This is a genomic window from Agrococcus terreus, from assembly GCF_014645235.1.
Classification (GTDB): domain Bacteria; phylum Actinomycetota; class Actinomycetes; order Actinomycetales; family Microbacteriaceae; genus Agrococcus; species Agrococcus terreus.
Genome location: NZ_BMLM01000002.1, coordinates 88447 through 114190 on the forward strand (window position 1 = coordinate 88447; position 25744 = coordinate 114190).

17 protein-coding genes are annotated in these 25744 nt (G+C 76.5%); 4 read left to right on the forward strand and 13 right to left on the reverse strand.

From position 1 onward, the window contains the following. Positions 1-1143 carry a flavodoxin-dependent (E)-4-hydroxy-3-methylbut-2-enyl-diphosphate synthase gene (gene ispG, locus IEW90_RS10255; RefSeq protein WP_188718201.1) on the reverse strand — a complete coding sequence of 381 codons (1143 nt, stop codon included), beginning with the start codon at positions 1141-1143 and terminating at the stop codon, positions 1-3. A 106-nt stretch (positions 1144-1249) separates the two neighbouring features. Between ispG and IEW90_RS10260 the strand changes: the two genes are divergently transcribed. Continuing rightward, a complete protein-coding gene (locus tag IEW90_RS10260) occupies positions 1250-2158 on the forward strand; it encodes a ribonuclease HI family protein (RefSeq protein WP_188718202.1) in 909 nt (302 codons plus the stop codon). Positions 2159-2180: 22 nt separating this feature from the next. Here IEW90_RS10260 and IEW90_RS10265 read toward each other — a convergent pair whose 3' ends face one another. Next, positions 2181-3509, reverse strand: coding sequence for a M50 family metallopeptidase (locus tag IEW90_RS10265; RefSeq protein WP_188718203.1), 1329 nt, complete (start codon positions 3507-3509; stop codon positions 2181-2183). A gap of 46 nt (positions 3510-3555) precedes the next feature. Here IEW90_RS10265 and IEW90_RS10270 point away from each other — a divergent pair, with 46 nt between their 5' ends. Further along, complete coding sequence (locus tag IEW90_RS10270) at positions 3556-4164, forward strand: hypothetical protein (RefSeq protein WP_188718204.1); 609 nt, start codon at positions 3556-3558, stop codon at positions 4162-4164. 108 nt (positions 4165-4272) lie between these two features. Here the strand turns inward: IEW90_RS10270 and dxr are convergent, their stop codons facing one another. Next, the gene (dxr, locus tag IEW90_RS10275) at positions 4273-5358 is read right to left on the reverse strand and encodes a 1-deoxy-D-xylulose-5-phosphate reductoisomerase (protein WP_188718205.1); all 1086 of its coding nucleotides are present in this window, start codon (positions 5356-5358) and stop codon (positions 4273-4275) included. Continuing rightward, complete coding sequence (locus IEW90_RS10280; protein WP_188718206.1) at positions 5355-5873, reverse strand: OsmC family protein; 519 nt, start codon at positions 5871-5873, stop codon at positions 5355-5357. Before IEW90_RS10280 ends, dxr begins: the two co-directional genes overlap by 4 nt. 50 nt (positions 5874-5923) lie before the next feature. Between IEW90_RS10280 and IEW90_RS10285 the strand changes: the two genes are divergently transcribed. Together IEW90_RS10285 and ald are read left to right on the forward strand one after the other, a co-directional pair. After that, entirely contained in the window at positions 5924-7246 is a 1323-nt protein-coding gene (locus tag IEW90_RS10285) for an aminotransferase class III-fold pyridoxal phosphate-dependent enzyme (RefSeq protein WP_188718207.1), read from the forward strand. A gap of 5 nt (positions 7247-7251) precedes the next feature. After that, entirely contained in the window at positions 7252-8367 is a 1116-nt protein-coding gene (ald, locus tag IEW90_RS10290; RefSeq protein ID WP_188718208.1) for an alanine dehydrogenase, read from the forward strand. A 16-nt stretch (positions 8368-8383) separates the two neighbouring features. Here the strand turns inward: ald and IEW90_RS10295 are convergent, their stop codons facing one another. The 9 genes from IEW90_RS10295 to IEW90_RS10335 form a co-directional block, all read right to left on the reverse strand. Then, positions 8384-11032 carry an FtsK/SpoIIIE domain-containing protein gene (locus IEW90_RS10295; RefSeq protein WP_188718209.1) on the reverse strand — a complete coding sequence of 883 codons (2649 nt, stop codon included), beginning with the start codon at positions 11030-11032 and terminating at the stop codon, positions 8384-8386. 86 nt (positions 11033-11118) lie between these two features. Next, positions 11119-13272 carry a transglutaminase-like domain-containing protein gene (locus tag IEW90_RS10300; protein WP_188718210.1) on the reverse strand — a complete coding sequence of 718 codons (2154 nt, stop codon included), beginning with the start codon at positions 13270-13272 and terminating at the stop codon, positions 11119-11121. Continuing rightward, a complete protein-coding gene (locus IEW90_RS10305) occupies positions 13269-14447 on the reverse strand; it encodes a DUF58 domain-containing protein (protein WP_188718211.1) in 1179 nt (392 codons plus the stop codon). The genes IEW90_RS10300 and IEW90_RS10305 overlap by 4 nt, the downstream gene beginning before the upstream one ends. A gap of 1 nt (position 14448) precedes the next feature. Continuing rightward, on the reverse strand, positions 14449-15399 hold the full coding sequence (locus IEW90_RS10310; protein ID WP_229679630.1) for an AAA family ATPase: 951 nt from the start codon (positions 15397-15399) through the stop codon (positions 14449-14451). 35 nt (positions 15400-15434) lie between these two features. After that, positions 15435-21140, reverse strand: a complete 5706-nt coding sequence (locus IEW90_RS10315; RefSeq protein ID WP_188718212.1) for an Ig-like domain-containing protein — start codon at positions 21138-21140, stop codon at positions 15435-15437. Further along, complete coding sequence (locus IEW90_RS10320; RefSeq protein WP_188718213.1) at positions 21137-22495, reverse strand: serine/threonine-protein kinase; 1359 nt, start codon at positions 22493-22495, stop codon at positions 21137-21139. Before IEW90_RS10320 ends, IEW90_RS10315 begins: the two co-directional genes overlap by 4 nt. Beyond that, on the reverse strand, positions 22495-23337 hold the full coding sequence (locus IEW90_RS10325) for a PP2C family protein-serine/threonine phosphatase (protein WP_188718214.1): 843 nt from the start codon (positions 23335-23337) through the stop codon (positions 22495-22497). Before IEW90_RS10325 ends, IEW90_RS10320 begins: the two co-directional genes overlap by 1 nt. 66 nt (positions 23338-23403) lie before the next feature. After that, entirely contained in the window at positions 23404-24588 is a 1185-nt protein-coding gene (locus IEW90_RS10330; RefSeq protein WP_188718215.1) for an NAD(P)/FAD-dependent oxidoreductase, read from the reverse strand. A gap of 9 nt (positions 24589-24597) precedes the next feature. Continuing rightward, the gene (locus IEW90_RS10335; protein ID WP_188718216.1) at positions 24598-25647 is read right to left on the reverse strand and encodes a DUF4192 family protein; all 1050 of its coding nucleotides are present in this window, start codon (positions 25645-25647) and stop codon (positions 24598-24600) included. Positions 25648-25744 lie beyond the last annotated feature (97 nt).

A 25744-nucleotide genomic window follows, 5' to 3' on the forward strand; every position in this document is an offset into this window, starting at 1 on the left:
TCAGGCCGTGACGACTTCCGCCTCGCCGGCGGGCAGGCCCTGCTCGTCGGCGATGCGTCGCGCCTCCTCGATGAGGGTCTGCACGATCTCGGCCTCGGGCACGGTCTTGATGACCTCGCCCTTCACGAAGATCTGGCCCTTGCCGTTGCCGCTCGCGACGCCGAGGTCGGCCTCGCGCGCCTCGCCGGGGCCGTTGACGACGCATCCCATGACGGCGACGCGAAGCGGCACCTGGACGTCCTTGAGGCCCTCGGTGACGTTGTCGGCCAGCGAGTAGACGTCGACCTGGGCGCGGCCGCAGGAGGGGCAGGAGACGATCTCGAGCTTGCGCTCGCGCAGGTTGAGCGACTGCAGGATCTGCAGGCCCACCTTGACCTCCTCGGCGGGCGGCGCCGAGAGCGAGACGCGGATCGTGTCGCCGATGCCCTCCGAGAGGAGGATGCCGAACGCGGTCGCCGACTTGATCGTGCCCTGGAAGGCGGGGCCGGCCTCCGTGACGCCGAGGTGGAGCGGCCAGTCGCCGCGCTCGGCGAGCTGGCGGTACGCCTTCACCATGACGACGGGGTCGTTGTGCTTCACCGAGATCTTGAAGTCGTGGAAGTCGTGCTCCTCGAACAGGCTCGCCTCCCAGACGGCCGACTCGACGAGCGCCTCGGGCGTCGCCTTGCCGTGCTTCTGCAGCAGGCGGGGGTCGAGGCTGCCGGCGTTGACGCCGATGCGGAGGGAGACGCCGGCGGCCTTGGCGCGCTTGGCGATCTCGCCGACCTGGTCGTCGAACTTGCGGATGTTGCCCGGGTTGACGCGCACGGCCGCGCAGCCCGCGTCGATCGCCTGGTAGACGTACTTCGGCTGGAAGTGGATGTCGGCGATGACCGGGATCTGGCTCTTCTTGGCGATGATGTGCAGGACGTCGGCGTCGTCCTGGCTCGGCACCGCGACGCGCACGATGTCGCAGCCGGTGGCCGTGAGCTCGGCGATCTGCTGGAGCGTCGCGTTGATGTCGGTCGTCTTCGTCGTGGTCATCGACTGCACCGACACCTGGGCGTCGCCGCCGACGAGCACCTTGCCGACCCTGATCTGCCGGCTCTTGCGGCGCGGCGCGAGGGTGAGCGGCTCGGGCTTGCCGAGGTTGATGGCTGCCATGGTGCTCAGCCTAGACGTGCGGGCTGTGCGCGGACGATGCCGGGCCGGGCGCCCGCGGCGGCGCCGCGCGGCCTGCCGCCGCCCGCGCCGCTGGCACGATGGACGCATGACGATCACCGCGGCGGCAGACGGCTCCTCGCTCGGCAACCCCGGGCCCACCGGCTGGGGCTGGTACGTCGACGAGCAGCGCTGGGCCGCGGGCGGTCGGCCGACCGGCACGAACAACATCGGCGAGCTCTCGGCCGTGCTCGACCTGCTGCAGCAGACGCGCGGCGTCGAGGCGCTGCACGTGCTGTGCGACAGCAAGTACGTCATCGACTCCATCACCAAGTGGATGCCCGGCTGGAAGCGCAAGGGCTGGAAGAAGGCCGACGGCAAGCCGGTCATGAACGTCGACCTCATGCAGGAGCTCGACGCGCTCATGGCCGAGCGCCGCGCCGCGGGCGGCCGGGTGACCTTCGAGTGGGTGAAGGGGCACGCCGGCCACCCGCTCAACGAGGCCGCCGACCGGCTCGCGAACGGCGCGGCGGCCGCCTACCAGCGCGGGCTCGTGCCGGATGCCGGGCCCGGCTTCGGGGGCGTCACGCGCGCCGCGACGCCGGCTGCCGCCGTCGCCGAGCCCGCTGCAGCAGCCGCCGCCTCCCCCGACCTGTTCGACGGCCTCGACCTCTTCGCCGACGAGCCGGCCGAGGCGGAGGTCGTGCGCCTCGAGCGCTCGCTGCTCACCGACGAGGTGCGCGCCGACCCCGCGGCCGTCGCGGCGCTGCTGCACCCCGAGTGGGAGGAGATCGGCGCCTCGGGCCGCCGCTGGAGCCGCGACGAGCTGCTCGCCGAGATCGCCCCGCTCCCCTCCCGCGTCGACCTCGAGCTGCTCGCGACGCACGAGCTCTCGCCCGACGCGCGCCTGCTCGTGTGGCGCTCCGTCGGCGAGGCGCCGGCGCTGCGCAGCTCGCTGTGGGTGCGCGCGGGCGGCCGCTGGCGCCAGCGCTTCCACCAGGGCACCCGCGAAGCCTGATCCGGGCCCCGGCCCCGGCGGCCTACCCGCCGAAGAGGCTGATGGGCTTGACGATGTCGGCGTAGATGAGCAGCGCGCTCATGACGCCGAGCACCATCGTCACCACGAGCGTCACCGGGACCCAGCGGGCCGTGTCGAGCGGCGTCGCGATCGTGCCGCGCACCTTCGCCCAGCCGCGCCGGATCGCGTCGACGATCGCGCCGAGCACGTGCCCGCCGTCGAGCGGCATGAGCGGGATGAGGTTGAAGACGAAGAGCGCGACGTTGAGGTTGGCGAGCAGCTGCAGCATGGCGCTCACGCGCTCGAGCGCCGGGATCTGGTCGAGGCTCGCGAGCTCGCCCGCGAGGCGCCCGACGCCCACGACCGAGATCGGGCCGTTCGGGTCGCGCTCCCCCGGCCCGAACGCCGCGACCGCGACGTCGACGAGGCGCTGCGGCAGGTTGAGGATGAGGTGGCCGACGCGCGCGACGTTGTCGCCCACGGCCGGCAGCACCTCCGTGACGGGCTGCTGCTGCACCTCGTACTGGGGGCCGACGCCCGCGAAGCCGACGGTCTCGACGACCGGCTCGCCGTCGACCTCGACGACCTGCCCGGCGTCGTCGACGACCGCGCGCTGCGTCTCGAGCGGCGTGATCGTGAGCTCGACCGGCTGGCCTTCGCGCTCGACCTCGACCGCGAGCGCCGTGCCGGCGCTCGTGCGGAACGCCTCCTGCACCGCCGCCCAGCCGTCGACCGGCTGCCCGTCGATCGCGACGATCCGATCGCCCGGCTGCACGCCCGCCGCTGCGGCGGGCGCCTCCGGGTCGGTCGCGGCGCAGTCGGTGCGGTCCTCCGAGGCCGAGATGACGCACTCCGAGACGCTCGCGACCGTCGTGCCGGGCACGGCGATGCCGAACCCGCAGAGCACGACCGCGTAGAGGACCACCGCGAGCAGCAGGTTCATCGCCGGGCCGCCGAGCATGATGACGATGCGCTTCCAGGTGGCGAGGCGCCAGAACGCGCGGCCCTCCTCGCCCTCCTGCACCGACTCCGCGCTCGTCTCGCGCGCGTCCTGCACGAGCGTGTCGAGGAAGCCGGTCGAGGCGGTGCGGCTCTCGCCGCCCGGCTGCAGCGGCGGGAACATGCCCGACATCGAGATGTAGCCGCCGAGCGGGATGGCCTTGACGCCGTACTCCGTCTCGCCCTTGCGTCGCGAGAAGAGCGTCGGGCCGAACCCGATCATCCACTGCCCGACGCGCACGCCGAAGGCCTTCGCGGGCCACAGGTGCCCGAGCTCGTGCAGGCCGATCGAGACGGCCAGGCCGACGACCACGACGAGCACGCCCAGGATGTAGAGGAGGACGGGTTCCATCGCCGCTCAGGGTAGTGCCACAGACGATGTCCCTACGGTGGCTGGCATGTCAGCAGGCCATGGGCGCCGCGCGCGCTCGGTCGCCGAGCGTGCGCCGCGATCGCGCGATGTGCGCGGGCTCGTGCTGGGCCTCGCGGGGCTCGCGGCCGTGGTCGTGCTCGCGTCGCTCGCGCTGCGGCCGCCGGTCGAGGAGCCGGTCGTGCCGCAGTCGGCGGTCGTCGAGGGCGAGCTGCCGCGCGCCGTCGGCGAATGGCGCGGCGAGCAGCTCGAGAACGCCGCGATCGTCGTGCAGGCGGGCCGCGACATGGGGCTCTCGGAGCGCGACGTGCGGATCGGCGTCATGACCGCCATGGGCGAGTCGAGCCTGCGGGTGCTCGACCGCGGCGACCGGGCCGGGCCCGACTCGCGCGGGCTCTTCCAGCAGCGCGACCCGTGGGGGCCGTACGAGGTGCGGATGGACGCCTACGCCTCGGCGGTGCTCTTCTACCGCCAGCTCGCGGAGCTCGAGGGCCGCGACGGGCTCGCGCCGACGCGCGTCGCGCACGCGGTGCAGATCAACCGGGATCCGGACCACTACGCGCGCTGGTGGGACGACGCGGGCGAGGTGGTCGCGGCGCTCGACGCCGCGCCGCACGAGGTGGTCCGCACCTCCTGAGCGGGTCTCGAGACGGCAGCGCCCTGCGGGCGCAGCCTCCTCGACCAGCGGCGGTCGCATCCCGCTGGCCGAGGAGCGCGCGCCGCAGGCGCACGCGTCACGAGGCCGTCAGCGGTGGACGGCGCAGACGCGGTCGGCCTCCGCGCGCGCCCAGCGCTCGGCGGCGAGCACGCCCTCGAGGGTCAGCTCGCCCGGCTCGTGCGCATCGAGCACGCGCTCGATCGCGGGGATGATGTCGAGGAAGCCGATCTCGCCCGCGTGGAACGCGTGCACCGCCTGCTCGTTCGCGGCGTTGAAGACGGCCGGGAACGTCGAGGCCTGCCGGCCCACGCGCTTCGCGAGCGCGACCGAGGGGAACGCGTCCTCGTCGAGCGGCTCGAAGGTCCAGCTGGAGGCGACCGTCCAGTCGAGCGGGCGGCCGACGCCCGCGACGCGGTGCGGCCAGTCGAGCCCGAGCGAGATCGGCAGCCGCATGTCGGGCGGCGACGCCTGCGCGATCGTCGAGCCGTCGACGAACTCGACCATCGAGTGCACGATCGACTGCGGGTGCACCGTCACGTCGATGCGGTCGTAGGGCACGTCGAAGAGCAGGTGCGCCTCGATCACCTCGAGGCCCTTGTTCACGAGCGTCGCGGAGTTCGTGGTCACCATCGGCCCCATGTCCCACGTCGGGTGCGCGAGCGCGTCCTGCGGGGTGACGTCGGCCATCCGCTCACGGCCCCAGCCGCGGAACGGGCCGCCGGAGGCGGTGAGCACGAGCCGGCTCACCTCGGCGTGCGTGCCCGAGAGCAGCGCCTGCGCGAGCGCCGAGTGCTCGGAGTCGACCGGCACGATCTGCCCGGGCGCCGCGCGCTCGGTGACGAGCGCGCCGCCCGCCACGAGCGACTCCTTGTTCGCGAGCGCGAGCACGCGCCCCGCGTCGAGCGCCGCGAGGGTCGGCGCGAGGCCCACGGATCCGGTGATGCCGTTGACGACGACGTCGCACTCGACGTTCTCGATCATCGTCACCGCGGCGTCGGCACCGAGCGCCGCCTCGCCCCCGTGCTCGGCCTGCTGCGCCTCGAGCCCGGCGCGGTCGCGGCCGGCGACGAGGCCGACGACCTCGAAGCGGTCGGGGTTGGCGCGGATGACGTCGAGCGCCTGCGTGCCGATCGACCCGGTCGAGCCGAGCAGGATGACGCGGCGGCGGCTCACGCGGCGTCCTCGCGGCGCGCGCGGGCCTCGGCGGAGGCGACGACCTCGCCGTCGACGACGATCGTCGGCGCGTGCAGCACCGGGAACGCCACCGAGGAGGCGATGAAGCAGTCGATGCCCGCCTGGCGGTGCGCGTCGAGCGCATCCGCCGCCTGCGACGCATCCGCGATCGTCACGACCGGGTGCAGCACCGCCTCGGTGAAGCGGCCGCCCGTGCCGGCGGTCTCCATCGCGCCGGTCGCGGCGTCGCGGTAGGCGGTCACGACGATGCCGCGGCTCGCGGCCTGGTGCAGGTAGCTGAGCATGTGGCACTGCGCGAGCGCCGCGAGCAGCAGCTGCTCCGGGTTGTGGCGGGCGCGGTCGCCGCGGAACGTCGGGTCGGCCGAGCCGAGGATCTCGGGGAGGCCCTCGACGCGGATCACGTGGTCGCGCGCGTACGAGCGGTAGGTGCGCGTGCCCTCCTCGCCCGCTCCCGTCCACTCGACCTCGACGGCGTAGGAGTGTCGCATCGGCATGCCCCCAGCGTAGGCCGACCGGGCGTCCGGCCGAGGCGTAGGATTCCGACATGACCGACACCGCTGCCCCCGCGACCTCCCGCTCGATCGTCACCGAGATCCCCGGCCCGAAGAGCCGAGCCCTGCTGGAGCGCAAGGCGGCCGCGGTGGCGCAGGGCATCCCCCACCAGCTGCCCGTCTTCATCGCCGAGGCGCACGACGCGATCATCACCGACGTCGACGGCAACCGCTTCATCGACCTCGGCTGCGGCATCGGCGTGACGACGATCGGCCACACGAACGACGAGGTCGTCGCCGCCGTCCGCGAGCAGGTGGGCCTCCTCACGCACTCGCTGTTCGGCACGACGCCCTACGAGCCGTACGTGCGCGTCGCCGAGCTGCTCGCCGAGCTCACGCCCGGCGACCACGCGAAGAAGTCGTTCTTCGTGAACTCGGGCTCGGAGGCCGTCGAGAACGGCGTGAAGATCGCCCGCCGGGCGACCGGCCGCCGCGCCGTCGCCGTCGTCGAGCACGGCTACCACGGCCGCACCAACCTCACGATGACCATGAACTTCAAGCCGGCGCCGTACGCGACCGGCATGGGACCGCTCGCGAGCGACATCTTCCACGCGCCGGGCTCGTACCCGCTGCGCGACGGCCTCGATGGCGCCGCCGCGGCGAAGCGCACCCAGTGGTACCTCGAGAAGCACGTCGGCGCCGCCGACCTCGCGTGCCTCGTCATCGAGCCCATCCAGGGCGAGGGCGGCTTCATCGTGCCCGCCGACGGCTACCTGCCGCTCATGCAGGAGTGGTGCACCGCGAACGGCGTCGTCATGATCGCCGACGAGGTGCAGTCGGGCGTCTGCCGCACCGGCACGACCTTCGCCTCGGAGCAGTTCGGCTGGGTGCCCGACATGGTGCTCTCGGCCAAGGGCATCGCGGGCGGCATGCCGATCGCCGGCGTCACGGGCCGCGCCGAGATCATGGACGCCGTGCACACGGGCGGCATCGGCGGCACGTTCGGCGGCAACCCGGTCTCGTGCGCCGCGGCCGTCGCCGTGCTCGAGCAGGTCACGTCGAAGGACCTCAACGCCCAGGCCCGCCGCGTCGAGGCCGTGCTGCGACCGCTGCTCGAGGAGCTCGCCGCGTCGCGCCCGGAGATCGCGGAGGTGCGCGGCAAGGGCGCGATGCTCGCGATCGAGCTCGTCGACCCCGAGACGGGCGAGCCGATCCCGACCGGCCCGATCTCGGCCGCCGCGGGCCTCGAGGGCGTCCTCGTGCTCACGGCCGGCACCGACTACAACGTGCTCCGCTTCCTCCCGAGCCTCGCGATCACCGACGAGCAGCTCCGCGAGGCGATCGAGGTCATCGGCCGGGCGCTCTCGGCGCGGTAGCCGACATGCTGATCGGCGTCCCCCGCGAGATCAAGGCCGACGAGGCGCGCGTCGCCCTGACGCCCGCGGGGGCCGCCGAGCTCGTCGCGCGCGGCCACGTGGTCGTCGTCGAGACGGCCGCTGGCGTCGGCTCCGGCATCGCCGACGAGGCGTACGCGGCCGCGGGCGCCCGGGTGGCGCCGACCGCCGCGGAGGCGTGGGCGGCCTCGCTCGTGCTCAAGGTGAAGGAGCCGGTCGGCCCCGAGCTCGCGCTGCTGCGCGACGACCTGACGCTGTTCGCCTACCTGCATCTCGCCGCCGCGCCGGAGCTCGCCGACGCGCTGCTCGAGCGCGGCACGACGGCGATCGCGTACGAGACGGTGCGGGCGCCCGACGGCTCGCTGCCGCTGCTCGCGCCGATGAGCGAGGTGGCCGGCCGGCTGTCGGTGACCCAGGGCGCGACGCTCCTCACCCGCGCCGGCGGGGGCGGCGGGCTGCTGCTCGGCGGCGTGCCGGGCACGCGGTCGGGGCACGTCGTGGTGCTCGGCGGCGGGGTCGCCGGATCCGCGGCGGTCGAGATGGCCGTGGGGCTCGGCGCGCGCGTCACGGTGCTCGACGTCTCGCTGCCGCGGCTGCGCCAGCTCGACCTGCACTGGGCGGGCCGCGTGCAGACGCTGCACTCGAACCGCGCGACGGTCGAGGCGTCGGTCGCCGACGCCGACCTCGTGATCGGCTCGGTGCTCATCCCCGGCGCGCGGGCGCCGAAGCTCGTGCCGAGCGCGCTCGTCGAGCGGATGCGCGAGGGCTCGGCGCTCGTCGACATCGCGATCGACCAGGGCGGCTGCTTCGAGGACTCGCGGCCGACCACGCACACCGACCCGAGCTACCGGGTGCACGGCACGGTCTTCGCCTGCGTCGCGAACCTCCCGGGCGCCGTGCCGCGCACGTCGACCGAGGCGCTCACGAACGCGACGCTCGCATCCACGCTCCGGCTCGCCGAGCTCGGCTGGCGGGCGGCCCTCCGCGACGACCCGGGCCTCGCCGCGGGCCTCAACGCGGCCGGCGGCCGGATCGTGCACGAGGGGGTCGCGACGGCGCTCGGCCACGAGGCGGTCCCGGTGGCGACCGCCCTCGCCCCGTAGTCGCACCGCAGCGGCGTCACCGCAGCCGCAGCACCGCTCCCCCGTCGATGAGCCAGGCGGGCTCGCCCCGCGTGGGCGGCGGCAGCGGCGCGTGGCGCAGCGCCTGGCGCAGCTGGCGCGCGTCGACGCCCAGCGCGAGCACGGGACGGACGCGGCGCAGGCGGTCGAGCTCACCCCACGCGGCCTCCCACTCGTGCGCGGCGCCCGCGACCACGGGCGCGGCGTCGGCACCCGGCGCGCCGGGCGCGACCGCGCCGGCCGCGAGCGCCGGCGGCAGCGCGGCGGCCGGCCCGAGCACCACCGCGAGCGGGCCCTCGGGCAGCGGCACCGCGCGCGGAGCGCGACGGGGCGCGGGCGCCGGAGGGAGCGCGAGCTGCACCCGCTCGTCGTCGATCCAGCCGCCGCCCGGCGGCAGGCCCGCATCGTGCGTGCCGCCCGCGCCGCCCGCGACCACGTGCTCCTGCCGGCTCGCGATCCGCAGCAGCACCCGCAGCTCGGCGAGCGGCGCGAGCTGCGCCATCGCCGAGGTGGCGCGCCGCGCGGTGAGGGCCACGGGCCTGCCGGAGCGCATCGCCGTCGCGAGCCCCTGCGCGACCGCCTGCTGGTGCTCCTCGCCGAGCCGCGCGAGCAGCAGGTCGACGTCGTCGACGACGAGCGGACCGCCGTCGGCGAGCGCGTCCCACAGGGCGTCCTCGCGGTCGACGACCGAGGTGCCCAGCTGCCCCGCGACGAGGTCGGCGAGCGCGGTGCGGCCGCTCGAGGCGGAGCCGATCGCGAGCAGCGGGCCGTCGCGCTCGGACCGCCACAGCACCGGATCGACGGCCTGCGCCGCCGGCCGGTCGACGAGGCCCAGGACGACGCCCTCCGGGCCATCCCCTGCGCCGCTCGCGGCCGCCGTCGCCGCCGCGAGCGGCAGCAGCTCGGGCAGCGGCTCGCGCCACGGCCGCGCCGGCGCGGGGAGCGCGGCGGAGGCCGCGACGAGCCGGGCCAGCGCCTCGGGCTCGGCGAGCGCCGCCTGCGCGAGCCGCGTCGCCCCGCCGCTGACCCGCACGACGCAGCGGCCCCTCGCCTCGAGGCCGATGCGGGCGGCCTCCGGCGTGCCGGTGACGGCGATCGCGTCCTGCTCCCCGGTCACGCGGAGCGAGATGCGGATGCCGCAGTTCGCCAGCAGCGCGTCGCGGACGGCCTCGGCGGGCCGCTGCGTGCAGAGCACCAGGTGGACGCCGAGGGAGCGGCCGCGGGCCGCGAGGTCGACGAGCAGACGATGGAGGTCGGGCAGGTCGTCGAGCATCGCCGCGAGCTCGTCGACGACGATGACGAGCCGCGGCAGCCCCCTCGCCTCGCCGATCTCGCGCGCGCCCTGCTCGGCGAGCACGCGCTCGCGCCGGCGGAGCTCCGCGCGCAGGCTCTCGATCGCCCGCCGCGCACCGCGCTCGTCGAGGTCGGTCATGACGCCCACGCAGTGCGCGAGCCCCGCGAGCGCCGCGAACGACGCGCCGCCCTTGAAGTCGACGAGCAGGAACGCGACCTCCTCGGTCGAGCGGCCCGCCGCCATCGCCGCGATCCAGGCGATGAGCAGCTCGCTCTTGCCGGAGCCGGTCGTGCCGCCGACGACCGCGTGCGGACCGTCGCGGACGAGGTCGAGGTCGATCGGGGCGTCGGCGACGAGGAAGCGGGCGGCGAGGCCGCCGCGCGGCTGCTCGAGCTGCGCGAGCGCGACGTGCGGCGGCGGCCCGCTCGCCGGACCGAGCCCGGCGCGGGCGGCGGCGTCGCGGAGCGTGCTCGCCGCCTCCGCCGCCTCCCGGGCCGAAAGCGCCTCCGGCACCCCCACGGCGTCGCCGCAGCGCACCTCGTCGAGCGTCGCCCGCACGACGGCGCGGCACTCCCTCGGCAGCCCCTCCGGCGAGGCCGCCACCGCGACCGTCGCCTCCACGCCGTCGCCGACCACCCGCACGGCCGAGCCCGGCTCGCGGTGCAGCTCGTGCGGCCCGAGCGCGAGCCAGTCCCACGCCGGATCCTCGGGCGCGACGACCCGTGCGGCGCCCGGCGGCACCGCCTCGAGCACCTGCACCACGGCAGTGCGCGCGACCGCGGCCGCCGCAGGCCCCACGAGGCCGACCCCGTCGCGAGCATCGACGACGAGGGGCCCGTCGAGCACTGCGGCACGCTCGCGCAGCCGCGCCGCGTCGTCGACGGCGCCCGAGCGCACCGCCGCGGGGTCGGACGCCCGCACCTCGCCCTCCAGCCGGATGCCGGACGGCCGCTCGCCGACGCCGAGCACGACCGGCACCGCGGCGTCGTCGGCCCGCCGCCAGCGCCGCGGGTCGTGCGCGGGCATGCCCGCGAGCGTCCGGGCCCCGGGGTGCTCCGCCCGGAGCCGGTCGGCCCGCTCGGCGAGCGCCGCGTCGACCCGCGCCGACACCTCCTCGAGCTCGCGCCGCCAGCGCTCCGCCTCGCGGCGGCGGCGCCGCCGACGCGTGCGCCGGCCGTCGCCGAGGCTCGCGAGCGCGATGAGCGGCCCGAGCAGCGCGAACGCCAGCACGGCGGGCGACTGCAGGACGAGCCACATCGCGGCGGCGCCGAGGACGGGCGCGAGGCTCGCGAGCAGCGGGAACGCGCCGGGCTCGGGCTCGGCGGGCGGTCGGGGCAGGGCGATCGGCTCCATGCGGCGAGCATGCGGGAGCGCGCCGACGCCCGCTCCGCCGACGCCGCGCGCTGTGGATCGTGACCGCCGCGAGCGACGGCGACGGCTCAGCGGCGCGCGAGCGACGACGGGTTCAGCACCGCCGCGAGGCGCCGGAGGCGGCCCCGCTCCGCGTCGTGGTCGGCGAGGACCCGGTCGCCGATCCGCCAGGCCTCGTCGATCTCCTGCTCGGTCGGCGGTCGCGGGGCGAACACCGCTCGGTCGACCCGCTCGGCGAGCGCGCGCATCCCCTCGTGCGCGCCCGACTGCTCGAGCCGGGTGCCGCCCGGCGGCAGGTCGGCGCCGCGGTCGTGCAGCGCGTCGGCGAGCTCGGCCCAGGCGCCCTCCGCCCGGTCGCGCGGCTCGTCCGCGGCCCGCCTGCGGCGGCGGCGCACCACCTTCGAGACCACGAGGCCGACGGGCAGGGCCGCCACGAGCGCGAGGAGGCCCAGCACCGATCCGGCCGCCGCGAGCGCCGCGAGCAGCCGCGAGCCGTCGTCCACCGGCTCCTGCGGCGCGTTCGGTGCCGCGGCGTCGTTGCCGGCGTCCTGGCCCGCCGGCGCGGGCGCGGGCGCCTGCTGGGCGGGCGGCTGCTCGACCACCGTCGGCGCGCCCTCCTCCTCGTCCGGGATGGGCCGCGGCTCGGGCGAGACGTCGATGCCGACCCAGCCCGTCTCTGTGCGCACCTCGATCCACGCGTCGGCGTCGCTGCCGAGCACGCGCGTCGGCGCATCCGGCTCGATCGACCCCGGCGTGAAGCCGACGACGACCCGAGCGTCGAAGCCCACCTGCCGCGCCAGCAGCATCGCCGCGGTCGCGTACTGCTCGGCGTCGCCGACCATCGGCGCCTCGAACAGCTCCTCGAGCCGCTCGAGCGAGTGGCCGGCGCGCGAGGGCACCTCGTCGGGCAGCACGCCGTGGCTCACGTAGCCGTCGGCGCGGATGCCGGCGACGAGCGCCGCGAGCCGCTCGCCGGGCCGCTGCGCGTCGCCCGTCCACGCGGCGAGCGCCGTGAGCATCGCGTCGGGCAGCTCCGTGACGCCCTGGCGCGGATCGGCGGGGTCGAGCGTCGGGATGCCCGCCGCATCGACGACCGGCGGGCCCGGCTGCACGAGCAGCTGGACGCCGTCCCCCTCCTCGAGCCCCGGGATGGCGACGAGCGCGTCGAGCGCGTCGTCGCGGTGGAGGCCCGACGCGAGCTCGGCGCTGCGCGGGCCCACGAAGCGGATCGCGGAGGGCGTGCCGACGGTCGGCAGCCACGGCGTCTCGAGCGACCCGACCGTGATGCCGACGACCCGCCCGTCGCCCGCCTCCGCCGCCGCGACGCGCTCGAACGCTGCGCGTCCCACGCCGAGCACCTGGCCGTCGTAGGCGTCGAGCGCCGCGAGCCGGATGCGGTCGCCGGGCTCGAGGCCCGTGGCCGCCAGCTGCTCCGCGTCGCGCTCGCCCTCCTCCCAGAACGACCGGTGGCTCGAGAGCGGGCTCGCCCCGACGAGGTCGATCGACGAAGGCGGGTCGCCGCGCAGCACGATCCGGTCGGGCAGCTGCGCGAACGCGCCCGCGGCGGCGGCGGCACCGGCCGCGAGCACCGCGACGACCGCGCCCGCCCCGACGCGGCGCGCGAGCGACGAGAGCGCGCGCGGGCTGCGGCTGCGGCGGCGCGCCTGGCGCACGAGCGCGACGTACGCCGTGATCGGCACGATGGCGACGAGGCCGGTGAGCCACGGCATCGGCAGGTCGTGCGGGCCCCACAGCACCGCCCAGACGCCGATCGCGGCGGGGATCGCCGCCGCCACCTCGGCGCGCGGGGAGCGCAGCGCGAGCCACACGCCCGCGACGCTGCCCGCGAGCACGAGCACCACCGGCGCGACGAGCAGCGCATCGCTCGTGCCGACCGGCAGCCCGATCGACAGCAGCCGGCGCCACGACAGCACGAGCGCCGCCGCGGAGTCGCCGAGCGCCGGCAGCCACTCGCCGCGCGGGATGCGCTGCGGCGCGGTGAGCGGGACGACGAGGAGCGCGAACGCGGCGATGCCGCTCAGCAGCAGCGACAGCCCCGACCAGCGGCGGACGGCCGCGAGCACGCCGAGCGCGGCCCCGACGAGCAGCGCCACCGCGAGCGCCACCACCAGCTGGAGCGTGCCGAAGATCCACCACATCGGCACGCAGGCCGCCGCGATGGCGATGAGGATCGCGCCGACGCCCGGCGCCCGCGCGATCACTGCGGTGCCCCGTGCCGCACGCCGCGCGCGAGGTCCTCGACCGCGCCGACGGTGACGACGTCGGCGTCGCCGAGCCGCGAGCGCGCCGGCACGGCGCCGACGGCGGCGCGCACGACGACCGAGACGACCCCGCTCGGCATGCCGTTGGAGGCGGTGCGCAGCGTGCGCGGCGAGGCGCGCGAGCCGGTGATGAGCCAGGCGACGCTGCCGGCGCTGACGCCGCGCGACGCGCGCGCGGCAGCGGCGATCCCGTGGTCGCTCGTCGGCTCGAGCACCGCGAGCGCGTCGAGCAGCCGCTCGCGCGTCGCCGCGTCGACCGGCTCGGCGCCGCTGCGATCCGAGCGCGGGCTCTCGACCACGCGCAGCCCGCGGCGGTCGGCGAGCGAGGCGAGACCGAGCGTGCCGACGAGCGACAGCGCGAGCTCGAAGTCGTCGCCGTCGTACTCGTCGGGGTCGGTCGAGACCACGATGAGGGTGTCGGCGCGCCGCGACGGCTCGAACTGGCGCACGAGCAGCTCGCCGTAGCGGGCGCTCGAGCGCCAGTGGACGAGCCGGCGGTCGTCGCCCGGCGCGTACTCGCGGAGGCTGTGGAACGAGACGTCGTCGGCGGTGCGCTCGGCGGCGGCCTCGCCGTCGAGGTCGCGCACGACGCCTGCGGCGCCGCCCGGGAGCCGCACGGTGCGCGGGTGCACGACGAGGGTGCGCGTGTCGGTGAGCCGGTGGCGGCGCTCGAGCACCCCGAAGGGGTCGGTGCGCAGCAGCGTCGCGGGGCCGATGGTGCGCAGGCCCCGGCGGGAGGTGTCGAGCGGGACGCTGCGCAGCACGGTGCCGCCCACCTCGAGCGGCGGGATGTCGAGCACCGCGTCCTCGCCGCCGACGTCGAGGTCGACCTGCCGCGGCGTGAGCGCGCGCGTGGGGCGCGAGATCTCGACGAGCGCGAGCGCGGGCGAGCCGACGGGCACGCGCTCGGCGCTCAGCCCGATCCGCGCGCGGGCCCAGCGCTCGCCGACCACCCAGGGCACCGCGCCCGCGATGAGCGCCCCGGCGGCGACCGCGGCGACGAGCGCCTCAGTCCAGCCGAGCGCGCGCGACACGACGGCGCCGACCGCGACGGTCGCCACGAGGGCCCAGCCCCACGGGGTGACCGAGCGCCGGACGACGTCGAGCCAGCGCACGTCAGCGCCTCGGCGGCGCCACCGTCAGCATGAGCTGCTGCACGACGCTCTCGGGCCGCACGTCGTCGAACTCCGCCTCGGGCTGCAGCACGAGGCGGTGGGCGAGCGCGGGCACCGCGAGCGCCTTGACGTCGTCGGGCGTGACGTAGTCGCGGCCGTGGAGCGCCGCCCACGCCCGGGCGGTGCGCACGAGCGCGAGCGCGCCGCGCACCGAGACGCCGAGCCGCACCTCGTCGGCCTCGCGGGTCGCGTCGACGAGCCGCGCGACGTAGTCGACGATGGAGGGCTCCACGTGGACCTCCCGCACGGCCGCCGCCATCGCGAGGATCGTGCGCTCGTCGGCGACCGGCCGGAGCGATTCGGGCGAGACGTCGTCCCCGGAGTCGGTGAGGATGCGGAGCGTCGACGCGTGGTCGGGGTAGCCGATGGAGGCCTTGAGCGCGAAGCGGTCGAGCTGCGCCTCCGGGAGCCGGTAGGTGCCCGCGTGCTCGACCGGGTTCTGCGTGCCGATCACCATGAACGGCTGCGGCACGGCGTGCGCGACGCCGTCGACCGTGACGCGGGCCTCCTGCATGACCTCGAGCAGCGCCGACTGCGTCTTGGGGCTCGCGCGGTTGATCTCGTCGGCGAGCACGACGTTCGCGAAGACGGGGCCCGCGCGGAACTCGAACTCTCGGCTCGCCTGGCTCCAGACCGCGACGCCCGTGATGTCGCTCGGCAGCAGGTCGGGGGTGAACTGGATGCGGTGCGACGTGCCGGCGATGCACGCGGCGAGCGCGCGGGCGAGGGAGGTCTTGCCGGTGCCCGGGTTGTCCTCGACGAGCAGGTGGCCGCGGCTCAGCATCGCCGAGAGGGCGAGCTGCACGACGTGGGGCTTGCCCACGAGCACCGGCTCGATCCGCTCCACGACCCGCTCGGCCAGCGCCTGGATGCTCGTGACGTCGACGCCCACGGGCGCCCCCTCCCGTTCGATGGCCGCGCGCCGGCTCACAGTCCGCACCCCGCGACGGTCGGCTGCGGATCCACGTACGGTTCGGGGTCCTGATAGGTTACGACGCCCCTCGCCTGGACCTGGGAGGCCCGCGGCGGCACGTCGTCGCGCGAGCTGCCCCAGGCGGTCCACGATCCGTCGACGAGGTAGCGCGCCTCGACCGAGCCGAACGCCTGCAGCGACGCGTTCGACGGCGGCGTCGCCTCGAGCGGCTGCAGCGGCCTGCACGACTCCACGGTGGCGCGCAGGCTCAGCGGCGTGAACGAGCCCACGGTCGACGGGTCGGAGCAGACGGACCCGGAGCCGGCGCCGGAGGGCGCGCACGCGCGCACCTCGACGCGCGTGTCGGCGCGGCCGTACTGGAAGGACGCTGCGGGCGTGAGCCAGGTGCCGGCGGAGGCGCGGGCCCACTCGCCCGAGCCCGACTGCACGACGCGCGCCTCGATCCAGAGGCCGCTGCCGGGCGAGCGGGCGGTCACGAGCCGCAGGTCGCGAGCGTCGTCGCGCACCTCCGCGCGCACCTCGACCGTCGAGGGGTCGACCGGGGCCGGCTTGCCGAAGACGGGCTGCGAGACCGAGACCGAGCAGTGCCAGCCGTTGTCGGCGGTCACGGCGACCACGGCGCGGGCGCCGTCGGCCACCGGCAGGGTGGCCGAGGTCGCGGTGCCGCCCGACGGCTGCCCGCCGCCGCCGCTCGTGCACGAGAGGCCGGGCGCCTCCGACTCGGCGACGATGCGCGCCTGGTAGCGCACCTGGCGCGCGCCGCCCGCGTCGACGCCCGCCCAGCGCGCCGTGACGGTGCCGCCCTCGCGGTCGGTGATGAGCACCTGCGTCGTGCCGGGCAGACCCACGGCGGTGAACGGCACGGGCGCGGCGGGCCAGCGCCAGCTGGCGTCGGGCACGCCCGCGGCATTCGCGGCCGCGACCTCCACCTGGTAGGCACGGCCGGCCACGAGGCCGCCGACCACGGCGCTGCGCTCCCCCGCCCCGACCCGGACGATGCGGTCGGTGCCGGCGCCGGTGATGTGCACGAGGTACGCCTCGACGGGCGTGCCGCCGGGGGGCTGGCCGACGCCGCGCCAGCGCACCTCGACCGATCCCGGATCGCGCGCCGGGACGGCCTCGATGCCGCCGACGGCTGCGGGGAGGCGGTCGGCGTGCACCGGCTCGGACGGCGCGGACGGCTCGCTCGGGCCGAGGGCGTTCACGGCGATCGCGGCGAGCCGCATGTCGACGCCCGCCTGCAGCCCTTCGATGCGGCACCGCGGCTGCGCGCCGCAGTCGACGTCGATGCCCGGCCCGACGATCCGGTACCCGGTGATCGGGCTGCCGTTCGCGGCGGGAGGGTCGATCGCCATCGTGACGACGCCGTCCTCGTGGGCGTCGAACGCCTGCACGGGCGGCGCGGGCGGATCCGGCCGATCCTGCACCGTCACGGTGACGGGGCTCCAGACGCCGCGCCGCTCGTCGCCGGTCGCGTCGAGCACCTGGACGTGGACGATCGTCGCGCCGATCGCCGCCTCCGTCGCGACCGAGATGCGCAGGCGCCCGTCGATCAGGCGCGCCTCGACCCCGCGAGCCGCGGCGCCCTCGGCGCGGATCCCGCCGAGCCGCAGCGGCGTGTCCGGGAAGGGGTTCGACACCTCGTCGTTCGCGAGCGGACGCACCTCGGCGCTCTGGCCGCGCTGCACCGTCACGGCGTCCGGCGCCGGCGCCACGAGCGGCGCGGTCGACGAGAGCACCGACAGCACGATCTCGCCCGGGTCGCCGTCGCCCGCGGCGTCGCGCACGCCGAGCCGCAGGCCCGCGAGCGTGCCCGCCGGGGTGCGGTCGAGCGCGCGCACGGTGAGCTCCGAGCCGACGATCGACGCCTGGAAGCCCGCGGGCACCGCCTCGACGATCGACCAGGACGCGCGCGCGAGCCGCTCGGGGTCGGGGGTGCGCGTGATGCGCTCGAGGTCGATCGTGCGCTCCTCGCCGGGCTCGAGCTGCACCTGGAAGCCGCGCACCGAGAGCGGCACGTCGTCGCCGGGCACGACGTCGATCGGCAGCACGATCGTCGCGACCCGGCCGTCGGGGTCGCTCGGGCTGTCGCCGTCGGTCACCTCGAAGGTGAGGCTCGCCGGGCCGAAGTAGGTCGGCGGCGGCGCGAAGCGGAGCGTGCGGGAGTCGATCACGGGATTCGCGCCGGAGTCCGGGGTCGCCTCGACCTCGGAGGCGTCGGTGAGGATCGGCCCATCGCCGTCGAGCGTGTCGACGTAGTCGGCGAGCCGCACCTCGGCGACCTCGCCAGAGCGCATGGTGAGCGGCGCGACGCCCGGGCGCAGCTGCGGCAGCGCGTCGGCCCGGCCAGGCACGGCGATGACCGCGGTGGAGACCGCGCCGGGGTCGTCGGAGCGGCCGACGGCGTACGGCACGTAGCGGGTGCGCTCCCCCACGGCGATCTCGATCGAGCCGTCCTCGCGCAGCACGACGCCCTCCGCCTCCATCGGCAGGCTCGCGACGAGCGCGTCGGCGCGCCCGTCGCGGACGCTCGCGTGCGCGAGCGGATCGATGCGCACGGCATCGGCGGCGGCGATCGCCTGGATGCCGACCTGCACGTCGGCGACGTCGGGCGCGGGCGGCGGGGCGTCGTCGGCGACGCGCACCCGCAGCCAGCTCGCGGCGGTGCTGCCCGCCGAGTTCTCGACGGTCACGAGCACGCCGACCTCGCGCTCGCCGGGTCCGACCTCGACGAGCACGGCGTCGTCCTGCACGGTGGCCCGCGCGCCGGCGCTCGCCGTCTCGGCGTCGACGACGCGCAGCGGCAGGCCGGCAGGGTCGGCGTCGTCGTCGAGCACGGGCACGACGAGGCTCGAGTCGGGGCGCATCTCGGCCTCGTCGGCGCCGAGCACCGGGGGCAGCGCCGGGGTCGGCTCGGAGACCGCGATCCGCACGGACCCCTCGGCGACGCCGCCCAGGTCGTCGGCGATGCGGTACCGCAGCTCGTCGGTGCCCTGCGCGTAGTCGCCGGCCTGGTAGCGGAGGGTCGCGGGCCCCGTCTGCGTGACGAAGCCGAAGGCGGGCGCGCTCGACGGTCCGAGCAGCTGCACGGGGTCGCCGTTGGGGTCGGCGTCCGACAGCGGCAGGTGCACGTCGACCGTCGATCCCGCGACGACGCGGGCCTCGACGGTCGGCGCCTCGGGCGGTGCGTTCGTCGCGACCGCGGCGTCGGCGACGCGGATGGTGGCCGAGGCCGTGCTCGTCTGCCCGTCGGGCCCGCGGACGGCGTAGGTGGCGTGGAAGGTGCCGGGCTCGGGGCCGGCGACGTACCGCAGCCGGTCGCCCTCGACGAACAGCAGGCCCGCCTCCGGCTCGCCCACGATGCCGTCGATCTGGAGGGGCAGGCCGTCGGGCTGCTCGTCGTTCGCGAGCACCGGGATCTCCACGAGCCCGCCGGGGCGGACGGCCGCGGTGTCGTCGCGCGCGATCGGCGGCTGCACGGCGGCCGTGGCCGCGCTCGAGACGGCGAGCACCCCGGTCGCGTCGCGCCGGCCGTTCGTGGCGGTGTACCGCACGGTCGTCTCGCCGTCGAGCTCGTCGACGAGCGTGAGCCGCACGCGGTCGGCATCGACGACCTCGGCGCGCACGGCCGGGTCGTCGCTCGAGGCGATCGAGATCGCGACGATGCCGCCCGCGGGGTCGGTCGCGAGCCGGTCGACGTCGACCTCGATCGAGCCGATCTCCGGCACGAGCACCCGCTGCGGCCGCGTGACGGGCGCCGAGGACGCGTCGGCCGCGTCGAGCACGCGCACCGCGACGGCCCCGTCCATCGTCGAGGAGCCGTCGGTGACGACGTAGGTGAAGCGCAGCAGGCCCGGCTCGGTCGGGCGCACCTCGATGGTGCCGTCGGCGTAGTGCGGGTCGACCGGGAGCCCCTCGGCGACGACGTTGTGGAGGCTCAGCGGCCCGGCGCCGCCGTGCGCGGCGAGCAGCGGCTCGAGCCGGAGCCGCTGGCCGGGGCGGGCGACCGCGGTGATGGGGTCAGCGCTGATGGGGACGGTGCCGGCGTGGACCGTGAGCGCGATCGGCGCGGTGGCGGTGTCGACGCCGTCGGTGACCGTCACCTCGACCTCGCGCTGCGCGCCGGCGCGGCCGTCGCGGATCTCGAGCCGCCCGTCGGGCCGCACCGTCACGCGGTCGGGTGCCTCTGCGGTGGCCGAGACGACCGCGAGCGGGTCGCCGTCGGGGTCGACCCAGCCGTCGAGCGCGTCGAGCACGAGCGTGCCGCCGGCCTCGAGGGTCGCCTCGACGGGCCGCTCGAGCACGGGCGGCTCGTTGCCGTCGGGCCGCACGGTCACGGTGGCCCGCGCCTCGGCGCTCTCCGTGCCGTCCGAGATGCGGTAGTCGACGCCCACGGCCCCCGACTCGGGGGCCTCGAGCCGGACGGTGCGTCCGTCGGGCGAGATCGAGACGGGCGCGTCGTCGCGGTCGGAGGCGACGTCGGTGATGACGATCGGGTCGCCGTTGGGGTCGGCGTCGTTGAGGAGCACGGGCAGCAGCGTCACCGCGCCGGGCCGCGCGCCGAGCTCGTCGTCCTGCGCCACGGGCGGCGCGGGCGAGGCCTCGACCTCCTCCTCGATCGTCTCGCCGTCGGTGGGCGCCTCGGGCTCGGGCACGTCGTCCTCGAGCTGCCAGCCCTCGATCCGGGCGCCGTCGCGGTCGATGGCCCATGCCTCGCCCGCGGCCGGGTCGACGAGCGCGGTGGCGGAGCCGCGCTGGAGCACCTCGAGGCTCGCCTGCGGGTCGACCCCCTCGAGCGCGAGCACCGCGGGCTCCTCGCCCCCGCAGGAGCGCCAGGCCGTGCCGCCGCTCCAGGCGGCGTAGGTGCACTCGGCCACGACCGGCGCGGCCGGCCGGCCGGCCGCGCCGGAGGCGAGCACCTCCGAGGCGCGGATGCCGAGGCCCTGCCGCACGAGCGCGTCGTCGGCGGCGTAGACGACCTCCGGCGCAGCGCCGCCCGGCGCCTGCAGCCGCACGCCCGAGCGCTCGAGCGGCGTCTCCCAGCTGCGGGTCGAGAGCACACCGGAGCCCGCGTCGTAGAGCACCCAGTCCTCGCCGAGCACCGTGAGCTGCAGCGCGGGCGCGGACGGCGACATCGGCGCGCGCTCGCTCGAGACCGTCTCGCCGGCATCGTCGATGCGCAGCACGCGACCGAGGCCGGGCGACGCCGCGAGCAGCGTCTCCTCGCCGAGCGCGGCCACGCCGCCGCGGCCGAGCGCCACGAGGGGGTCGCCGAGCGAGCCGCCCTCCGCGATCGCCCCGGCGGTCGTGCGCCACACGTCGCCGGTCGTCGAGGAGGCGATGAGCACGCGGTCGCCGCGCACCTGGACGTCGGCGCCCGACTGGATCGGCACGGCGGGCCCGGGCTCCGCGGCGTCGGCGAGCACCGCGCGCACGGTCGAGGCGTCGCGGTCGACGAGCACGGTGCCGCTCGCGGCGACGAGGGCCTCGTCGACGCCGCCGACGCGCAGCACCCGCTCGATGGTGGCGTTCGCGGTGTTCGCGAGCCCGATCGCGCCCTCTGCGGCGTTCGCCACCCAGACGCTCGAGCCGTCGAGCTCCGGCTCGACGGCGGCGTAGCCGGGGCTGAGGACGGCGCCCACGACGAGGCCGGCGGCGAGCACGCCGCCGACGCCCGCGGCGAGGGCGCCGCGCTTCACGGGAGCGGCTCCCCGCAGGCCTCGACGACCTCCCCCGTCGAGCCGTCGCGGTTCACCGCGACCTCCACGCAGAGCCGCTCGCCGGGCTCGCCGCCCAGCCGGAAGCTCGAGCCGCCCTGGATGAGCGAGTCGCCCGTCGAGGTCCGCACGAGGTAGGTGTCGGTGCCGGTGAGACCGGGGTCCTCCCAGCGGAACTCGACGCCGCCGCTCTCGGGCTCGGCCGTCACCTCCGCGACCGCGGGGATGCGGGCCGACACCGACGAGAGCGCGACCGCCGCCACCGCGACGATCGCGAGCACCACGATCGAGGCGACGGCGATGCCGATGCCCACGACGATCCGCTTCGGCTGCTGCGGCTGCCGCCGGCCGGTGGAGGCGGAGATGTCGATGCGGCTGCCGGTGATGCCGGGCGAGCGGCGCGCGCGGCGCTGGCGGAGGCGGAGGGCGTCGGCCGCCTCCTCCGGCTCCGGCTCGGGCGCCGGCCCCGAGGCCCAGGGGTCGAGCTGCACCTCGATGGGGGTGACGTCGTGGCCGAGCTCGCGCTGCACGTCCTGCAGCTCCTCGAGGAGCTCCTCGACGCTGACGTGGCGGTCGAGCGGCTTGGCCGAGAGCGCGCGGTCGAGCACGGTCCGGAGGGGCGCGGGGATCGCGCGGGACGGCAGCAGGTCGTGCGAGACGATGCGATCGGTGAGCGCCGCGTGGTCGTTCGCCCTGCCGGGGTGCTCGCCGGGGCTGCGGCCCGCGATGAGCGAGAAGACCGTCGCCGCGAGCGACCACACCTCGGTCGCGATGGTGCCGCCGGTCTCGCCGCGCAGCACCTCGGGCGCCGCCCACGGGACCGAGACGCCCGCGGCCTCCGAGACGTCGTGCCGCAGGCCCGCGATGCCGAAGTCGGAGAGCACGGGGTGCCCGAAGGCGGTGGTGAGGATGTTCGCGGGCTTGATGTCGCGGTGCAGCACGCCCGCGCGGTGCGCGGTCTCGATCGCGGAGCCGATCCGGATCGCGACGCGCAGCGCCGCCTCCGGGGTGAGCGGCTCGGCGCGGAACCGCTCGCCGAGCTCGGGGTTGGCGAGCTCCATGACGAGGTACGGGCGGCCGTCGCTCGCGACGGACGCGCCGTAGACCGTGAGGATGCCGGGGTGCGACGAGAGGCGGCCCATGAGGTTCACCTCGCTGCGGAACGAGCTGCGGACGTCCTCGTCGACGAGCTCGGCGAGCAGCACCTTGACGGCGACGGGGCGGCGCGGCAGCGCCTGCTCGTAGAGGAACACGTCGGCGTACCCGCCCGTGCCGAGCACGTGGAGGTGCGAGTAGCCGGGCAGGACCGGCGGCGCGGAGGGGAGCCGCCTGGGCATCAGGACCGCCTGGTCTCCTCGTCGCGCAGCGTCGTGCGGGGCACGGTGCGGTCGACGTCCTCGACCGACGGCGCCTTGGTGACGTCGAGGACGATCACGCTGACGTTGTCGCGGCCGCCGTGGTCGAGCGCGGCGGCGACGAGCGCCTCGGCCGCGGCGACGGGCTCCTCGTGCTCCCACAGGATGCGCTCGATGTCGACGTCCTGCACCTCCTTCGTGAGGCCGTCGGAGCAGACGAGCAGGCGGAGGTCGGGCATGACGGGCAGCAGGAAGTAGTCGGGCACCGGGTCGATGCCGGCGCCGACGCCGCGCGTGACGACATTGGCCTCCGGGTGCGTCTCGGCCTCCTCCTCGGTGAGGAGCCCGGCGTCGATGAGCTCCTGGACGACCGAGTGGTCGATCGTGATGCGGGTGAGGCGCTCGCCGAGCATCGCGTAGGTGCGCGAGTCGCCGACGTTGAAGACCGCGAAGTGCGGGGCGCCCTCGTGGAGCGCGAACGCGCAGCCGGTGACGGTCGTGCCCGCGGCGCCCTCGCCGTCGCCCAGCCGCTCGATCTCGTCGGTGGCGCGGCGGAGCGCCTCGACCACGTCGATCGGCTCCACGGTGTCGAGGTCGGAGAGCGTGCCGAGCTGCTCCGCGACGGCGCGGCTGGCGAGGTCGCCGTGCGAGTGGCCGCCCATGCCGTCGGCGACGGCGAACACCGGCGGCTGCGTCACGAGGGAGTCCTCGTTGTGCTGGCGGCGGAAGCCGGTGTCGGTCAGGCCCGCCCAGCGCACGGCGAACCGCTGCGCGTCGCTGCCCTGCGTGGCGTGCTCGCCGGTCGCCGATCCGATGTGGGTCACCTGCTCAGTCTTCCACGTCAGCCTCCGAGCCCGCGCATCGGGGCCCACCTGGGCTCACGAGGGCCCTCATGCGCGTCCCTTGAGGATGCCGTGCCAGTAGAGCTGCGGCAGCGCGTAGCGGTCGAGGAGGTGCCACAGCGGGCTCGAGCGGAGGCCGTCGAGCAGCGGGATCGACGAGCGCAGCCGGAGCGCGCGGTCGTACTCGCCGAACGACAGGCTGCGCCGCGCGGTCGCGATGGGCGCCACGGTGTAGCCGTCGTACCGGACGAGCGGGATGCCGGCCCGCGAGCGCCGGATGTTCTCGACCGCGATGCGCACCTGGTGCCGCAGCGCGCCGCCCGTGCGGGCGTCGCCGAGGTCGGCGGCGTCGCCGACGCACCAGATGCGCTCGTGCGCCGGGTGCCGCAGCGTCTCGGCGTCGACGGCGAGGAAGCCGTCGGTGCCCGGCGCGTCGAGGCCGGAGGCCGCGGCAAGCTCGGGCCCCGCGTACGGCGGGAGGAGGTGCACGAGCTCGGCACGCTCGGTCCTGCGACCCTCCGGGCCCTCGAGCACCACGGCGCCCGGCTCGATCGCCGCGACCCGCGTGCGCAGCAGCACGCGCACCCCGTAGCGGTCGAGGTGCCGCGCGATCTCGGCGGCGATCTCGGGGACGGGGTGCAGCGCCTCGCCGTCGTGGACGAGCACGACCTCGATCTCGCCGAGCGCGCCGCTCGCCCGCCAGCGGTCGCAGGCGATGAGGAGGGGCTTCAGCGCCGTCTCGCGACCGGAGGCGGGCTGCTCGTGGAGCGTGAAGACGGCCCGCCCCTCGCGGAGGGCGCGGAGGCGCTCGTCGGTGCGGGCGAGGTGCCGCTCGTGGAAGGCGGTGACGGCGATGCCGCCCTCGAGCGCCTCGGCGGCGCCGGGCAGGCGGTCCCAGTCGATGCGCGCGCCCGGTGCCAGCAGCAGGTCGCCGTAGCGGAGCGCGCTCCCGTCGTCGAGCAGCACCCGACGCCGCTCGGGCTCGACCTGGACGGCGGCGGCGCGGTGCCAGCGCACGCCGTCGGGCACGAGCGAGGCCTGCTCGCGGGTGAGGCTGCGCGCGGGCGCGAGGCCCGTCGCGACGTAGTTCTGCAGCGGCTTGTAGACGTGCACCTCGGAGGGCTCGACGAGCCCGACGTCGGGGCAGCCGCGCCGCCGCAGCCGCGCGGCTGCCGACACGCCGCCGTTGCCGCCGCCGATCACGAGGACGTCGTGCTTCTGCTCGGTCGTCATGCCCGGACGCTAGCGGGTGTCCCCCGACGGCCCGCTCGGCATCGCCTGGGCGCGGGATGCGAGCACCCACTCGGGCGCGCCGCGGGCGTCGACGAGGTCGCGCAGCAGCGGCGCCATCGTGAGCGTCGGGTCGGCGGCGATCGCGAGCTCCGCGCAGCGGCCGGCCGTGCGCCCGCGGCCGAGCGCGAAGTGCAGGAAGCCGACGACGACGAGGAGCGGCGCACGCAGCTCGAGCGGCGTCGCGCCCGCGATGGCCGTCCAGGCCCGCAGCGCCTCGAGGACGCGGTCGGCGTCCGGGGCCGGGCCCCGGCCCAGCATCCGCGCCGCCGCCTCCTCGTCGTCCAGGTCGGCCGCAGCCGGGCCGTCGAGCGCCGCGACGATCGCGAGGTCGCGGTCCACGGGGCGCTGCACGAGCGCGATCGCGAGCGCCGCCGCATCGGCGGGGTCGACGCCGAGGCCGGAGCGCCCGCCCTCCAAGAGGCTCGGCGCGAGCGCGAGCGCGTGCTCGAACGCCGGGAGCGGATCGTCGAGCGCGGCCTCCCACGTCGCGTCGTCGAGCAGGTCGAGCGCCGCGTCGACGCGCCCCTGCGCCTCGGCATCGGGGCTCGGGAGCCCTGGCACCGAGGGCGGCACCGGGACGCCGGGCGCCGGGTCGCCGAGCAGGTCGAGCTCCGCGCGCGGCCCACGGGCCCCCTGCGGCTGCGCGTAGTCGCCCCAGGCGTCGGGCGCGAGCGCGAGCGACTCGAGCACCCCGAGGCCCGCCGCGTCGATCGCGGCGATGAGGGCCCGCTCGGCGCTCGCGCCGGGCAGCGGGCCGGCGCCGATCGGCTCGGCGAGGCACGCGACGAGCACCACCGCGTCGGCCTCGGGCGCCGAGCGGCGGATCGCCGCGGCGACGGCCGCGACCTCCGACCGGCCGGGCAGGTCGAACGCCATCGGCATGCCGGAGCGCCCCTGGCGCAGCGGCAGCACGACGAGCGAGCCGGGCTCGGCCTCGCCGGCGATGCGCGGCAGCAGGCTGAGGAGGGACTGGGGCGTGCGGATGCGGACTCGTTCCATGCCGCGGAGCATGCGCCCGCGGGGGCGACCGCCGCTCCGCGCTCCCGCCCGGCTGTGGACGATCGCCCGGGCGGGACGGCCCTTGCGAGATACCCCT

Bases quoted from the DNA above. Each gene is read 5' to 3' on its own strand.
- ispG (WP_188718201.1), bottom strand. From the start codon at position 1,143: ATGGCAGCCATCAACCTCGGCAAGCCCGAGCCGCTCACCCTCGCGCCG.
- IEW90_RS10260 (WP_188718202.1), top strand. From the start codon at position 1,250: ATGACGATCACCGCGGCGGCAGACGGCTCCTCGCTCGGCAACCCCGGG.
- IEW90_RS10265 (WP_188718203.1), bottom strand. From the start codon at position 3,509: ATGGAACCCGTCCTCCTCTACATCCTGGGCGTGCTCGTCGTGGTCGTC.
- IEW90_RS10270 (WP_188718204.1), top strand. From the start codon at position 3,556: ATGTCAGCAGGCCATGGGCGCCGCGCGCGCTCGGTCGCCGAGCGTGCG.
- IEW90_RS10280 (WP_188718206.1), bottom strand. From the start codon at position 5,873: ATGCCGATGCGACACTCCTACGCCGTCGAGGTCGAGTGGACGGGAGCG.
- IEW90_RS10285 (WP_188718207.1), top strand. From the start codon at position 5,924: ATGACCGACACCGCTGCCCCCGCGACCTCCCGCTCGATCGTCACCGAG.
- ald (WP_188718208.1), top strand. From the start codon at position 7,252: ATGCTGATCGGCGTCCCCCGCGAGATCAAGGCCGACGAGGCGCGCGTC.
- IEW90_RS10295 (WP_188718209.1), bottom strand. From the start codon at position 11,032: ATGGAGCCGATCGCCCTGCCCCGACCGCCCGCCGAGCCCGAGCCCGGC.
- IEW90_RS10320 (WP_188718213.1), bottom strand. From the start codon at position 22,495: ATGCCCAGGCGGCTCCCCTCCGCGCCGCCGGTCCTGCCCGGCTACTCG.
- IEW90_RS10330 (WP_188718215.1), bottom strand. From the start codon at position 24,588: ATGACGACCGAGCAGAAGCACGACGTCCTCGTGATCGGCGGCGGCAAC.
- IEW90_RS10335 (WP_188718216.1), bottom strand. From the start codon at position 25,647: ATGGAACGAGTCCGCATCCGCACGCCCCAGTCCCTCCTCAGCCTGCTG.